At 55.9% G+C, this 12,351-nt stretch carries 14 protein-coding genes; 9 read left to right on the top strand and 5 right to left on the bottom strand.

Annotated elements, in window-relative coordinates; genetic code table 11:
• Positions 1 to 4 precede the first annotated feature (4 nt).
• From BTJ39_RS06665 to BTJ39_RS06655, 3 genes are read right to left on the bottom strand one after another with little or no spacing between them, the layout of a single operon-like run.
• A complete protein-coding gene (locus BTJ39_RS06665) occupies positions 5 to 322 on the bottom strand; it encodes a phage tail assembly protein (protein ID WP_045292898.1) in 318 nt (105 codons plus the stop codon).
• 48 nt (positions 323 to 370) lie between these two features.
• Positions 371 to 886, bottom strand: coding sequence for a phage major tail tube protein (locus BTJ39_RS06660; RefSeq protein ID WP_006117904.1), 516 nt, complete (start codon positions 884 to 886; stop codon positions 371 to 373).
• The gene (locus BTJ39_RS06655) at positions 887 to 2,068 is read right to left on the bottom strand and encodes a phage tail sheath subtilisin-like domain-containing protein (protein WP_078002108.1); all 1,182 of its coding nucleotides are present in this window, start codon (positions 2,066 to 2,068) and stop codon (positions 887 to 889) included.
• A 153-nt stretch (positions 2,069 to 2,221) separates the two neighbouring features.
• Here BTJ39_RS06655 and BTJ39_RS06650 point away from each other — a divergent pair, with 153 nt between their 5' ends.
• Entirely contained in the window at positions 2,222 to 3,358 is a 1,137-nt protein-coding gene (locus BTJ39_RS06650; RefSeq protein ID WP_078001898.1) for a contractile injection system protein, VgrG/Pvc8 family, read from the top strand.
• Positions 3,359 to 3,397: 39 nt separating this feature from the next.
• Positions 3,398 to 3,646, top strand: coding sequence for an ogr/Delta-like zinc finger family protein (locus tag BTJ39_RS06645; RefSeq protein ID WP_078002107.1), 249 nt, complete (start codon positions 3,398 to 3,400; stop codon positions 3,644 to 3,646).
• 440 nt (positions 3,647 to 4,086) lie between these two features.
• Here BTJ39_RS06645 and BTJ39_RS06635 read toward each other — a convergent pair whose 3' ends face one another.
• A complete protein-coding gene (locus BTJ39_RS06635; RefSeq protein WP_078001896.1) occupies positions 4,087 to 4,494 on the bottom strand; it encodes a DUF2000 domain-containing protein in 408 nt (135 codons plus the stop codon).
• A gap of 41 nt (positions 4,495 to 4,535) precedes the next feature.
• Positions 4,536 to 5,384, bottom strand: a complete 849-nt coding sequence (locus tag BTJ39_RS06630; RefSeq protein WP_078001895.1) for an AraC family transcriptional regulator — start codon at positions 5,382 to 5,384, stop codon at positions 4,536 to 4,538.
• A gap of 255 nt (positions 5,385 to 5,639) precedes the next feature.
• Here BTJ39_RS06630 and BTJ39_RS06625 point away from each other — a divergent pair, with 255 nt between their 5' ends.
• The 7 genes from BTJ39_RS06625 to BTJ39_RS06595 all read left to right on the top strand — a co-directional run bounded on the left by BTJ39_RS06625 (position 5,640) and on the right by BTJ39_RS06595 (position 12,342).
• Positions 5,640 to 5,993, top strand: a complete 354-nt coding sequence (locus BTJ39_RS06625) for a MarR family winged helix-turn-helix transcriptional regulator (RefSeq protein ID WP_078001894.1) — start codon at positions 5,640 to 5,642, stop codon at positions 5,991 to 5,993.
• A 79-nt stretch (positions 5,994 to 6,072) separates the two neighbouring features.
• Complete coding sequence (locus BTJ39_RS06620) at positions 6,073 to 7,722, top strand: MFS transporter (RefSeq protein ID WP_078002106.1); 1,650 nt, start codon at positions 6,073 to 6,075, stop codon at positions 7,720 to 7,722.
• Entirely contained in the window at positions 7,722 to 8,819 is a 1,098-nt protein-coding gene (locus BTJ39_RS06615) for an HlyD family secretion protein (protein WP_078001893.1), read from the top strand. Before BTJ39_RS06620 ends, BTJ39_RS06615 begins: the two co-directional genes overlap by 1 nt.
• Complete coding sequence (locus tag BTJ39_RS06610; protein WP_078001892.1) at positions 8,816 to 10,192, top strand: efflux transporter outer membrane subunit; 1,377 nt, start codon at positions 8,816 to 8,818, stop codon at positions 10,190 to 10,192. Before BTJ39_RS06615 ends, BTJ39_RS06610 begins: the two co-directional genes overlap by 4 nt.
• Positions 10,193 to 10,537: 345 nt before the next feature.
• Positions 10,538 to 11,266 (top strand): beta-ketoacyl synthase chain length factor, encoded by a 729-nt coding sequence (locus BTJ39_RS06605; protein ID WP_078001891.1) that lies wholly within the window; start codon positions 10,538 to 10,540, stop codon positions 11,264 to 11,266.
• A gap of 19 nt (positions 11,267 to 11,285) precedes the next feature.
• Positions 11,286 to 12,056 carry a lysophospholipid acyltransferase family protein gene (locus tag BTJ39_RS06600; RefSeq protein ID WP_078002105.1) on the top strand — a complete coding sequence of 257 codons (771 nt, stop codon included), beginning with the start codon at positions 11,286 to 11,288 and terminating at the stop codon, positions 12,054 to 12,056.
• A gap of 16 nt (positions 12,057 to 12,072) precedes the next feature.
• Positions 12,073 to 12,342 carry a phosphopantetheine-binding protein gene (locus tag BTJ39_RS06595; RefSeq protein WP_078001890.1) on the top strand — a complete coding sequence of 90 codons (270 nt, stop codon included), beginning with the start codon at positions 12,073 to 12,075 and terminating at the stop codon, positions 12,340 to 12,342.
• The last annotated feature ends 9 nt before the right edge of the window (positions 12,343 to 12,351 follow it).

Here is a 12,351-nt window from a genome sequence, read left to right as displayed (position 1 = left end):
AGTGTTACTGATTCTCCGTCTCCGCCTCGCTCGATGCTCCAGACCCCGCAGGCGTCAAAAAAGGGACGAGCGCTTCTGACAGGCTGACAAAATCGCGGGTATCCATTTCGTTGATTTCGGTCTGCTTGAGGCGTGGTGACGTGACGCGGGTCAGCAGTACCGCCACCGAATCCACATCCATATTCATCACGTTAACCAGCTTCAGCCCGCGCAGGGAGCCAGCCTGTTTGATCTCATCCGTGATCGTTACCTGAGTAATTTTCTCATCGCCGCGAACAACGGGTTTTGCCAGCGTAATGGCGTTATCGTTTTTTTTGCTCATTGTTGAATACTCCGGGCGGCACGGCTGTGCCGCCACTTATCAGGTTAATCAGTTACCCATTCCCAGCGCAGACGTAATGCGGTCAGGGTAGATATTCTTGCCGTCTTTCTTGTAGATGAAGTTCAGCAGATCAAACTCAAACAGCGGCTTATCGTCGATGGTGAGTTTGTAATAAGTGTTCTTCATCGTGTAGCTGACGGAGGTATCTTCTCCCTGCTTGCTTTCGCCGCCGTCCATTTCGGTGATGCGGCCGCGCAGTTCGACCTCAACCAGCAGGCTTTCACCATCGGTGTAATACTCACCGGCGAAGCGGAAGCGGGTCTCGTCGATATCGCCGCAGTAGTTCAGCAAAAGCGACTGAACCAGACCGCCAACCACCATCGTTGTATCGAGTGCGCCACTGTCCAGACCGAGATCCACCGCAGCGGAGCCAATCATCCCGCCGCCCTGAAAGTCTTCTGTCTTGCGTGTCAGCTTTGGCAGCGTCACGGAAGAGACTTTGCCGATGCAATTGCTGCCGTTCACAAAGCAGGTGAACAGGCGCAGTTTGTGAGGAACCGCCATTTATGCACCTCCCAGCGAAGAGAACGCAGATTCAAAGTATTCATCGGTGAAGGTCTGATACATCGTCAGATCCTCCATCGGCGGAACCGGCGTATATTTATAGCGAATGCGCACCTGACCCTGACGGAGACCGGTTGCCGGGTTATCCAGGATATCAAACCAGCATTCAGCGCCGATTAGCCGCCCCTGCGTCACCAGTGAGCTGAGTTTCCCGCTGATACCGCTGACCACGTCCTTGACGTTGGCCGGGGTAAGCGGCTCGTCAATGGCCTCAAACTGAGCCTCCGCAATGCTGTCAGCCAGAATCTGGGCGGTACGGGTATAAACCTCAAAGATGTAATCTTTGGTATCCGTGACGCGGTTTCCCCAGAACCGGAAACCGTTACGCTTGATAAGCGTCGTGATCTCCTTGTTGTTCAGTTCGTTCGCGTCGCTGTCTTCAGCCTGAAGCGACCAGAAAACATCCTGAGAAATACCCAGCACGTTGTTGACTGACACGTTGGAAAGCGATTTGTGCCAGCCCTGATTGTTGTCAATCAGCGCACGCAGGCCGCAGGCATACGCCGGGGCAGGGAAGGTTTCGTTCTCTCCGGTCAGCGGGTTATAAGCGATGAAATCAGGCCAGATAAGCATAAGTTCGCGGTAGGCGAAGGTTGCGCGGTAGGCAGTAGCTTCCGCCATCGTCTTGCAGCCGTAGCAACTGGCATAAACAAACGCGCGCAGGTTTTGCGCAATGACGCACAACGCGGAGGTCACTTCTTCCGTGTCGTATCCCGGCACAGCCAGAATGCGCGGACGATAGCCGACCTTCTGTTCTGCCGTCAGGAATGCGTACATGCCGGTATAGCTGCCGTCTTCTGCCGTGCCCCCCATGATAAGCTGTGCCTGCGTTTTACCGCCTTGCTCTTCCGTAGCTGCTGCCACGCGCACAACGATCACCTTCGGGCTGGTCTGGTCAGCGATGGCTTTAAGCGTTTTGTACAGGGAGCCGGTTTTACCCGCCTTACCCAGCACGTTGTTAACCCGCGTTACTAACACGGGGGTATTCAGGGGAAAGGCTTCCGCATCGGCATCATCCGCCACGGCGACGACCCCAATGACATTCGATTCAATGTCATTGATAGCCGCCACAAGGTCGGTATTCTCCCGGATGCGGGCACCATGAAAGCGATCTTCCGCCATAGTTTCCACCATTACGTTATTGAGTTCGCAGTGATAATCCCCCATGTTTGAGCGCCACTCACGCTATTGCGGGTCTGGCCGGACGGCGACAACAAAAACCGATTTGGTCTCTCCCGCGCGCGTGGGATCCTTCGCCGGAAGAAGGGGGAAAGCATGGCACTTACAGACCTGACCAAATCACTTAACGACGCCGTCAGCAGTTATAACGATTCACTTACCGAGGCGGTAAAAAGTCCAGGATTCAGCATTACGATGGGCGGCAAGGTACTGACGCAGCTTGATGATCGGATCATGTCGTTGTCACTGACGGACAACAGGGGCTTTGATGCCGATCAGCTATCTATTTCCATTGATGACAGTGACGGTATGGTTGCACTGCCGCCGCGCGGGGCTGAGCTTGCCGTATCATTTGGCTGGCTGGGTGAACCACTGATTTACAAGGGGCTGTACACGGTTGACGAGGTTTCCCATGAAGGCCCAGCAGATACCATTGGCGTTACTGCCCGCAGCGCTGATTTTCGTGAAGAATTCAACGTAAAGCGCGAAGTTTCATGGCATGAAGTGAGCGTTGAGCGCGTTGTGTCGGCAATAGCGCACCGATACGGACTGAAGGCGCAGATCAGTGAAATGCTCATAGATATTGAGATTGATCACGCCGACCAGACGCAGGAAAGCGATATGTCATTCCTTACCCGCATGGCGGACATGCTGGGCGCAATTGCCACCGTTAAGAACGGCAGTCTGCTGTTTATCCTGCCGGGTGGTGATGTGACCGCTGACGGGAAGGCGCTCCCCTCTGCCAGTATTGACCGCACAAGTGGCGACCGGCATCGCTTTCGTATTGCCGATCGGGATGCCTATACCGGTGTTCGGGCTTACTGGCTGGATCTGAATTTTGGCAAAAAGAAAAAGGTCAGCGTTAAGCGCCGCAAACCTGCAAAGCCCAAAAAAGAGAAGAGCAGCAGCCGTGAGGGCGATTACATGGAGGGAGCAGACGGTAACGTTTATGTGCTGCGCAAAACCTACCAGAATGAAGAGGCGGCGAAACGTGCGGCGGCGGCAAAGTGGCAACAGCTTCAGCGTGGCGCAGCAGAGTTTTCGATCACCCTGGCGCGTGGCCGCGCTGAGCTTTACCCTGAAATGCACGTCATGGTTAGCGGTTTTAAGGATGAAATAGATAATCAGGACTGGATTATTGCACGTGCTGAGCACGTCATAGACGACAACGGCTTTACCACCCGGCTGGAGCTGGAAGCGAAAATACCTGACTGGATAGCGGAAACTGAATAAAATGAAATGGAGTTCAACTCCCACAGGGGAGCCATCATTATGTTCAGATGTCCATTTTGCGGCGCTATGGCCCGCACCCGTACCAGCCGTAAAATAACCGATATGACAATCCGGCAATATCACCAGTGTCAGAATCTGGAATGTAGCCGATCATTCACCACGCTTAACAGCGTGGAAAGGGAGGTAACAAAGCGTGCAGGCGTTGCACCGTTACCGCCTGATTTCATCCCCCGCGATGCCTTCCCGGCGTCTCACTATGGAAGGGATCAGTTAAATCTAGCGCTTTAAATAGTGGCAGCAAAATACCAGTCATCACCTGATATCACCGCATATCACCATTAGTAAAAGCCTTATAAGTCATAAAGTTATGATTTGTAAGGCTCATTGATAGTTTTTAAAATCCCTCGGCCATTAGGCTGTGCGGGTTCAAGTCCCGCCCCGGGCACCACCGCTACCGATTATAAAAACCAAATAAAAACAAAGCTGTGTAAGCAATGTCATGACCGCCTTCGGGCGGTTTTTTTCTATGGTTATTCTTAGTTTCAGAATCTTTTTCGCGATTACTGCCCACCCACGACCGGCACCATTGAAATTTTTCCGCCGTACCTAAATTTCTCCAGCGGCGATGACCGGGCGATGAAATCAACATATCAGCTCAAACTTAAGGCGACTTAGCTGCTGTCATCGGCAACCCTCTACAGATTTTCCCGCAACTGGCCGCCATGCTTTCAGGCAAACAGGGATAAACCGGCGGTAAATTTGCGCAGTGCTTTCTTCTCACCGGTCACGGCAATCCCCAGCAGCGGCAGCGCATCCGTGGTGACTTCGGCAACGGCGGCGCTGAACGCGGCATAGTCCGTTGTCATCTGACCCTGTTCAGGAAAGATCACCACGTCAAAATTCTGACTCAGTACGCTACTGAGCAGCGTCGACAGAACCGCTGGCGTAGCGCTTAGTACCGGAATTCCGGTCGGAATCAGGCCCGGCCAGCTCAGGCCACTGCCATCGGTCAGCGCCGGGCCGACCAGATGTGGGTGGCGCTGGCCGACGGTCAACGCCATTACCGCTGCGGCATTAGCCGTTTTACCCGGGGCCAGAGAGGGATTAATAATCAGGACGCAGCGCTCTTCTTTCATCGCGAACTCGCTTGCAGAGGGAAAACCGCAACTTACCTTGGTTAGCTCGCCACGTCTGGAAGATTTGTGCAGCGCTGGCGATAGCGTGCCGGAGTGAGCTGAAAAGCGCGGCGGAACCAGCGGCCAAGGTGGCTTTGGTCGGCAAAGCCGGTTTGAAAGGCAACGGCTGCCGGCTGCATGCCGCAGGCGAGCATCTGACGCGCCGCATTCAGGCGCTTCTGGATCAGCCAGGCATGGGGTGACAGACCGAACTCAGCCTGAAAGGCTCGCGTCAGGCGGAATCTGTCTGCCTGCAGCGCGTGCGCCGCCTGTTGCAGCGTGATGTTTTCCGCCAGATTATCGCAAAGATAATCGCGCAAGGCGTATGCCAGACGCGGTGCGGCGGCGACCCTCTGCGGACTGAACCAGCGTTGATGGCGCACCAGGTTGGTCAGCAGCTGCTGCAGACCGGCTTCTTTTATCAGCGCGCTTTCATCATCGAAAAATGTCTGGCAGGCATGAAACACCGCGGCGGCCAGGCGCTTATCCTGAGCAAGCGTTGCGGCAAACTGCAGCTCACCCGCCGGCAGCTTGTCCTGCCAGATGTTCGCCATCTCCGCCTGCAGCCACTGGGGTGCAAGGTAGAGCATGCGATAGGTGAAGCCCTGTTCATCGATGGCATCGCCGTCATGCAGATCGCCTGGTTCAAGTAAAAAGCTGGTACCGGGTCGGCTGCGGTGACGCTGGCGCCGGGAATGAAATTGCTGCACTCCCTGCTCGGTTACACCAACCAGATAGCTATCGTGAAAATGCGGGTCGTAGGCATGACCGGTAAAGTGAGCGCGGATCGCCTCAATACCGCTGACCGCATCGTGCGTGAGGCTAACCCAGTGCGGCGTGGGTGAGGGCATAGCGTCTCCATCGTCAGCAATAAGATAGCTGCCAGAGTACGATGTAAAATCCTGTGCAGACAAGCGGTGAGAAAAATTATCACTAAAATTTATAATCAGCTACCTTCCAATACGGGATGGCTGCTGATTATAATCAGGCAGTTTTAGTTAGATCTCTAACCATTAGGTAGCTATGTGTTAACGGCTCAGGAACTCAATTTCTCAAGACTACTTCATCTCACGGCCCATGCGTGGCGCCAGGCTATCGATCGCCGAATGAAAGACAATGGCCTGAGCATGAGCAGCTGGATGGCCGTTGCTACCCTGGCTATCGAGCCGCAGCCGATGACGCAAAAGGCGTTAGCGCAGGCGATGGGGCTGGAGGATGCCAGCGTGGTACCGCTGATCGATCGCCTGGTGCGCCAGAAGCTGGTCGAGCGTATTCAGCCGCCGGAAGACCGGCGTAAACGGCTGCTGTATGTCACCGAAGTGGGTTATCAGCTGTATGAAAAGCTGCGTCTGGAAGCGGATGCGTTACGTCACGAACTGCTGGCTGATATTAACAGCGAGGAGCTGAAAATTACCGAACGCGTGCTTAAACAGCTTCTGACGGCGATCGGAGAAAAGTAGGGTGAAAAGCATTCGCCAGCGACTGGCTGAGCGCCCGGATCCTTATGCGCCGCGTGAATGGGAGCCCGGAACTCAGCCGATGATGCCGGGTTCGCCTTCAACGCCGGTGCATCCTAACCATAAACGCGTAGCCTTTGGCATTATCGGCCTGCTGATTTCAGTGACCGGCGCGCTGAGTAACGCGCTAGTGACGGCAAATTTAACCAATTTGCAGGGGGTTTTCGGCGCCTACAACAATGAAATAGCCTGGCTACCCGCCGTCTATGTAATGGGCAATATTTCAATCAATCTGCTGCTGGTGAAATTTCGTCAGCAGTTTGGCCTGCGTACGTTTACTGAAGCCTTTCTGGTGCTCTACGTGCTGGTGGCTTTTTTTCATCTGCTGGTCAATGACCTCAGCTCGGCGATCGTGGTGCGCACCGCCCATGGCATGGTGGCCGCAGCGCTAAGTTCATTAGGTATTTATTACCAGATTCAGGCATGGCCGGCGCGCCACCGGCTTAAGGCGCTGGCGATAGGCCTGGCTGCTTCGCAGCTGGCTATTCCGCTGGCGCGCTTGTTTTCCACCGAGCTGCTGGAGCTGGAAGAGTGGCGCGGGCTTTATCTGTTCGAACTGGGACTGGCAATGATCTGCCTTGGCGGCGTGCTGGTGCTGAAACTGCCGCCGAGTCAGCGCTATCGGGGGGTCTTTGAGAAAAAAGATTTTCTCACCTTCTTACTGATGGCGCCGGGAATGGGATTATTTTGCGCGGTATTGTCATTAGGGCGCATCGAATGGTGGACCAGCACGCCCTGGCTGGGGATCTGCTCAGCGCTGGGGCTGGTGCTGGTGGTTGCCGCCGTGGTGCTCGAACATAACCGCGCCAATCCGCTGATTAATACCCGCTGGCTGGGGCGTGGAGAAATCGTCCGCCTTGGGATCGTCATGATTATGCTGCGCGTGACGCTTGCCGAGCAGAATACCGGGGCGATCGGTTTTTTACAGCAGCTCGGTCTGCAAAACGATCAGATGCAAGGGCTGGCGCTGGCGATCCTGCTGGGTGTCATTGCCGGCATGATTACCAGCGCCCTGACGATTAACGTTAAGCATCTGAACTGGCCCATTCTGCTGTCGCTATTATTGATTATGCTGGCTTCGCTGATGGATGCGCAGTCAAGCCCGCTGACCCGTGGCAACAACATGTATTTCAGCCAGTTCCTGTTGGGATTCAGCAGCGCCTTTTTTATTGCGCCGGCGCTGCTGATCAATATCGGCAGCGTCGTACAGCAGCCGAAAAACCTGATAAGCCTGGTGGTACTGTTTGGCATGAGTCAGAATCTGGGCGGCCTGATTGGTTCCGCGCTGCTGGGAACGTTTCAGAACTGGCGTGAGAAATATCATTCTAACCTGTTAGGCGATCAGCTTAATTATCTTGATCCCAACGTTACCGAGCGCCTGTCGCAGTATGCCAGTCAGTTCAGCAGCCTGTTGAATGACAGTACGCTAAGCGCGGCTCAAAGCGTAGTACAGCTTCAGTCGGCCGCCACGCTGCAGGCTAACGTGCTGGCCTATAACGACACCTATATGCTTACTGCCGGACTGGCCATGCTGACTCTGATTTGGGCGGTATGGCGCGTGCTGCGCCAGCACTATCTCAAGAGGCAGCAGGCGAAACGTGAAGCGGCCGCCGAGCTGGCGGCCCGGCGGGCAATGCAACAATCATCTTCAGCGATTACTGCGGGGAAATAATGAGTCAGCAGGAACAGGATCAGGCCAACGCTCGTGACAATGCCAACAAGCTGCGCGTTTTGTCGATCGCCTTTGGCGCCGGCATTGCCATTATTGGCGTGCTGGTCATTTTATACGCCTGGCAGCTCTGGCCCTTCACCAGTCAGGTGCAGAGCACTGAAAATGCCTATGTACGCGGCCAGGTAACCTTTATCAGCCCTCAGGTCAGCGGTTACGTAACGACCGTGGATGTTCAGGATTATCAGCCGGTGCGTCAGGGGCAACGGCTAATGACCATTGACGATCGGATATACCGCCAGCGGGTGCATCAGGCGCAGGCGCAGCTGGCGATGAAAAAAGCCGCCCTGGCGAATAACTTACAGCAGCGACGCAGCGCCGAAGCGGTCATTGTGCGCAACGAGGCCGCGCTGGAAAATGCCAAAGCTCAGGCGGTAAAAAGCGGTCTGGACCTGAAGCGGGTAGAGAATCTGGTCACCGATGGATCATTGTCATTGCGCGAGCGCGACGCTTCGCGCGCCAGCAACGCGCAGATGGTGACGTCAGTCGCCCAGGCAAAAGCAACGCTGAACGTTTCCCGCCAGGACTTGCAAACGGTGATCGTCAATCGGGCATCGCTGGACGCTGATGTCGCCAGCGCCGCCGCTGCGCTGGAGCTGGCGCAAATCGATCTGAATAACACGCGCATTGTCGCGCCGCAGGCCGGACAGCTGGGACAAATTGCGGTACGTCAGGGGGCCTACGTTAGCGCCGGCACCCGGCTGACGTCCCTGGTGCCGCAGGCAGTATGGGTGGTGGCCAATTTCAAAGAAACCCAGCTGGCGCGTATCCGTACCGGCCTGCCGGCCAGCTTTACCGTGGACGCGCTCAACGGGGAGCGATTTGACGGCGAGGTTGAGTTTATCTCTCCGGCGGCCGGCTCTGAGTTCAGCGCGATTTCGCCGGACAACGCCACGGGCAACTTTGTCAAAATCGCTCAGCGCATTCCGGTGCGCATTAAGGTTACCAGCCGCAACGCCGCGCATTTACGTCCCGGCATGTCGGTTGAGGTGCGCATTGATACTGCTGCAAAAAATCGTCATCAGGAGAACCCGAAATGAAATGGCGCGCTCTGATGCTGACGTTGACGCTATTACTGCTGGGATGTTCAACCGAAGTGGAAAAAGCGCCGCGATCGCTGCCGATACCTTTGCAGTGGCGTGATCAGTTCGGTCCATCAGCGCCGGTTGAGGCTGGCTGGTGGCACGCATTTGGTGACCCGGCGCTAAACCGACTGGTGGAGCAGGGGCTGCGCAATAACCCGGATATTCTGATTGCCCGCTCGCGCGTCGACCAGTACCGCGCCCAGTTGCGCGCGGCTAACGGCGGCGACTATCCGACGCTGCAAGTCGGGGCGAATGCAACCCATGCCCGCGCGATGTCGCCGGTCACCGGTCAGCCCTATGAGTACGCTGTTTTTCAGGGATTGCTGGAGGCGAACTATGAGGTTGATTTATGGGGCGCGCGCAGCAACAGCATCGAGGCGGCGCGCCAGTCGCTGGCCGCTCAGCAGGCTGCAGCGTCTGCCGCCGAGTTGACCATCGCCAGTTCGGTCGCCTCTGGCTATATGACGCTGGTCGCGCTTGATGAGCAGCTCCGGGTGACGCGCGGTACCCTTGCCAGTCGGGAGAATTCGCTGCGGCTGGCTAAAAGGCAGTATGATGCCGGCTATAGCTCGCGGCAGGAATGGTTACAGTCCGCATCGGAATATCAGACGGCAAAGGCGCAAATTCCGCAGCTGCAACATCAGGTCGCCCAGCAGGAAAACGCGCTGAGCGTGCTGGTCGGTATGAACCCGCGCCAGATAGCTCGCAGCCGGGCGTTCGATCACCTTATGCCGCAGTCGCTGCCGGCGGTGCTGCCGTCGGCATTGTTACAGCGTCGTCCGGATATCGTTCAGGCTGAGCGAACGCTGCTGGCGGCTGATGCATCGCTGCGCTCATCGCAAGCCAAACTGCTACCCTCGCTCAATCTGACCGCCAGCGGTACCTTGCAGAGTCGGCAGCTTTATCAGCTGCTGGAAAACCCGTTCCGGCTATGGAGCATTGGCGGCAGCGTACTGGCGCCGATCTTTAACCGCGAGGCGCTGACCGCGCAGGTCGATGTTTCGATGTCGCAGCGTAATCAGGCGCTGTACGCTTATGAGAAAACCGTGCGAAACGCCTTCAGCGAGGTGAATAACGATCTGGACGCCATCGATCGTGGTCAGCAGCAGCTAAAAGAACTGGAAACGCAGCTGTGGGTGACGCAAGAGTCGTTGCGTATTGCCCATAACCGCTATCAGAATGGCTACGCCTCCTACCTGGATGAGCTGGATGCGCAGCGAACCCTCTTTACTACCCAGCTTAACCTGGTGCAGGTAAAAAATAATTTACTGCTGGCGCAAATTGACCTCTACCGCGCGCTCGGCGGCGGATGGCAGCCCTCACCCTGAACGCCCTAACGCGCTGGCGGTGCTGTTCCGGCCGCTGGTTTGCCTCCGAATTTACTTCTTCAGTTTATTCGGCATTAAATGCTAAAATGCACCACTTTATCCGCCTGGATTAACATAAAATTAAAACGGCAGCGCGCTCAGAGAGTTATTAAATTCTTTTTTGCCAGCAGTTTTTCGCCACGCTGAAATATGCCCTCTGACACTGTGTTTAAGCCAGAGGATTCGGCGTTGTACACCGGCAGGCGAGACTGAAGCGTGCTGACAAATAAACCAGTTTGAATAACGCGCGTATACAACCCGATAACCATAGCAAACGCGGCTTATTCCTGTAGTAGAAGACATCGCATGAAACTAGCCTTCCGACTTCTTGACTGGCAGGCCAGCGCGCCGGGACTGGCGACAGCGGGCGACTGGGCCGAATGGGCCCGCCAGGCTGCAACCATTGACGCGACGCAGCCGCTGGCTAAGAGTCAGCACTTGCCGATGATGACCGCCCGACGCCTTAACAGCGGCAGCCGGGCGGCGGTTGACTGCGCGATGGCATTATTGGCGCGTAATCAGCCGCAGGCTGCGGTATTCACCAGCCGCCACGGTGAGCTGGAGCGTAATTTACGTATTCTGACGGCGCTGGCGCAGCAACAGCCGCTTTCCCCGACCGATTTCACTATGTCCGTGCACAACGCCGCCGCCGGCAGTCTGACCCTTGCCGCTAAAGCGCCGCTGATTACCTCGTCTCTGGCGGCAGGCATTGATTCATTTCAACAGGGTCTGGTTGAGGTGGCAACGCTGCACTGCGCAGGTTATCAGCAGGTGATGCTGGTTGATTTTGATGGCGCTATTCCCGATTGTTACCATCCCTGGTTGCCAGAAAATACCCCGACCTGGCCCTATGCAGTGGCATTGCTGTTGACGGCGGGCGACCAGTGGCAATGTCGCGCACTGCCGGCGCAGTCTGAAAAACAGGAAGCCCTGCCGCAAAGCCTGCAATTCCTGCATCACCTGTTAGCTGAAAGCGAGCATTTCACCCTGGCAGGCGATCGGCTGAGCTGGCAGTGGGATCGCCATAGTGAATAATCAGCGGTCGGCCAGTGAGATGGGGCAGCGACTCAATCGTCTGTGGCGCGGCGCGATGACCGCCTGCTGCTTTGCCTTATTCGGCCTCGGCGGCATGCTGCTTTCGCTACTGTGGTTTAATTTGCTGCTGTTGTTTCAGCGCGACGCGCAGCAGCGGCAGTGCAGAGCAAGGCGCAGTATCGCTGCCAGCTTTCGCTGTTTTTTACGCTGCGCCAGAGCGACAGGGGTGCTTGATTACCGTATTGAGGGCGCGGAGAAGCTGGAGAGCGATCGCGGTTGTCTGGTGGTGGCAAACCACCCCACGCTTATCGACTACGTGTTACTGGCATCGGTAATGCCGGAGGTTGACTGCCTGGTCAAGGCGGAGCTACAGCGCAACCTGTTTTTTAGCGGGGTGATTAAAGCTGCGGATTATCTGATAAACAGTCAGTCAGATACCCTGCTGGCTGAGTCCCGGCGCCGGCTGATGAAAGGCGATGTAATTATGATTTTTCCGGAAGGCACTCGCACCAGACCGGGAGAGCCGTTAAAACTGCAGCGCGGTGCGGCGAATATTGCGCTGCGCTGTGACTGCGATCTTCGGCTGGTACATATTGTATGCAGTCAGCCCACGTTGGCTAAGCAACATCGCTGGTATCAAATCCCAGCGCAAAAACCGGTGTTTTCAGTCGTGGTTGGCGAACGGCTTTCAGTTAATGACTTTAAAAACGATAATCCACATGCACCTTCACTGGCGGCGCGTCGGCTAACCCGCTATTTAGAGTCGGCATTGACACCACAGCATTATTAACTTTTCGGAAACCTCTATGGCAGAGTTATCTACTGAAATTAAGCAGATGATTATTGATACGCTTAACCTGGAAGAGCTAAGCGTCGATGATATTGAAACCGAAGCGCCGCTATTCGGTGAGGGTTTGGGCCTGGATTCCATCGACGCGCTGGAACTTGGCCTGGCGGTAAAAAATCGCTATGGCGTGGTGCTGTCGGCGGAAAGCGAGCAGATGCGCCAGCATTTCTATTCGGTGGCAACGCTGGCCGCTTTCATCAGCCAGCAACGCGGCGCGCTTAGCACCTGATAAAGAACG

The organism is Izhakiella australiensis, assembly GCF_002006995.1.
GTDB lineage: Bacteria > Pseudomonadota > Gammaproteobacteria > Enterobacterales > Enterobacteriaceae > Izhakiella > Izhakiella australiensis.
The sequence above is the reverse complement of the archived record's forward strand: the minus strand, read 5'-3'. Positions and strand labels throughout refer to the sequence as shown.

What these genes read in the sequence shown, in the direction of transcription:
- BTJ39_RS06625 (WP_078001894.1), top strand. Translation starts at nt 5,640, where the DNA reads ATGAAAGACAATGGCCTGAGCATGAGCAGCTGGATGGCCGTTGCTACC.
- BTJ39_RS06605 (WP_078001891.1), top strand. Translation starts at nt 10,538, where the DNA reads ATGAAACTAGCCTTCCGACTTCTTGACTGGCAGGCCAGCGCGCCGGGA.
- BTJ39_RS06615 (WP_078001893.1), top strand. Translation starts at nt 7,722, where the DNA reads ATGAGTCAGCAGGAACAGGATCAGGCCAACGCTCGTGACAATGCCAAC.
- BTJ39_RS06595 (WP_078001890.1), top strand. Translation starts at nt 12,073, where the DNA reads ATGGCAGAGTTATCTACTGAAATTAAGCAGATGATTATTGATACGCTT.
- BTJ39_RS06620 (WP_078002106.1), top strand. Translation starts at nt 6,073, where the DNA reads ATGATGCCGGGTTCGCCTTCAACGCCGGTGCATCCTAACCATAAACGC.
- BTJ39_RS06660 (WP_006117904.1), bottom strand. Translation starts at nt 886, where the DNA reads ATGGCGGTTCCTCACAAACTGCGCCTGTTCACCTGCTTTGTGAACGGC.
- BTJ39_RS06600 (WP_078002105.1), top strand. Translation starts at nt 11,286, where the DNA reads ATGGGGCAGCGACTCAATCGTCTGTGGCGCGGCGCGATGACCGCCTGC.
- BTJ39_RS06665 (WP_045292898.1), bottom strand. Translation starts at nt 322, where the DNA reads ATGAGCAAAAAAAACGATAACGCCATTACGCTGGCAAAACCCGTTGTT.
- BTJ39_RS06630 (WP_078001895.1), bottom strand. Translation starts at nt 5,384, where the DNA reads ATGCCCTCACCCACGCCGCACTGGGTTAGCCTCACGCACGATGCGGTC.
- BTJ39_RS06610 (WP_078001892.1), top strand. Translation starts at nt 8,816, where the DNA reads ATGAAATGGCGCGCTCTGATGCTGACGTTGACGCTATTACTGCTGGGA.
- BTJ39_RS06650 (WP_078001898.1), top strand. Translation starts at nt 2,222, where the DNA reads ATGGCACTTACAGACCTGACCAAATCACTTAACGACGCCGTCAGCAGT.
- BTJ39_RS06655 (WP_078002108.1), bottom strand. Translation starts at nt 2,068, where the DNA reads ATGGCGGAAGATCGCTTTCATGGTGCCCGCATCCGGGAGAATACCGAC.
- BTJ39_RS06645 (WP_078002107.1), top strand. Translation starts at nt 3,398, where the DNA reads ATGTTCAGATGTCCATTTTGCGGCGCTATGGCCCGCACCCGTACCAGC.
- BTJ39_RS06635 (WP_078001896.1), bottom strand. Translation starts at nt 4,494, where the DNA reads ATGAAAGAAGAGCGCTGCGTCCTGATTATTAATCCCTCTCTGGCCCCG.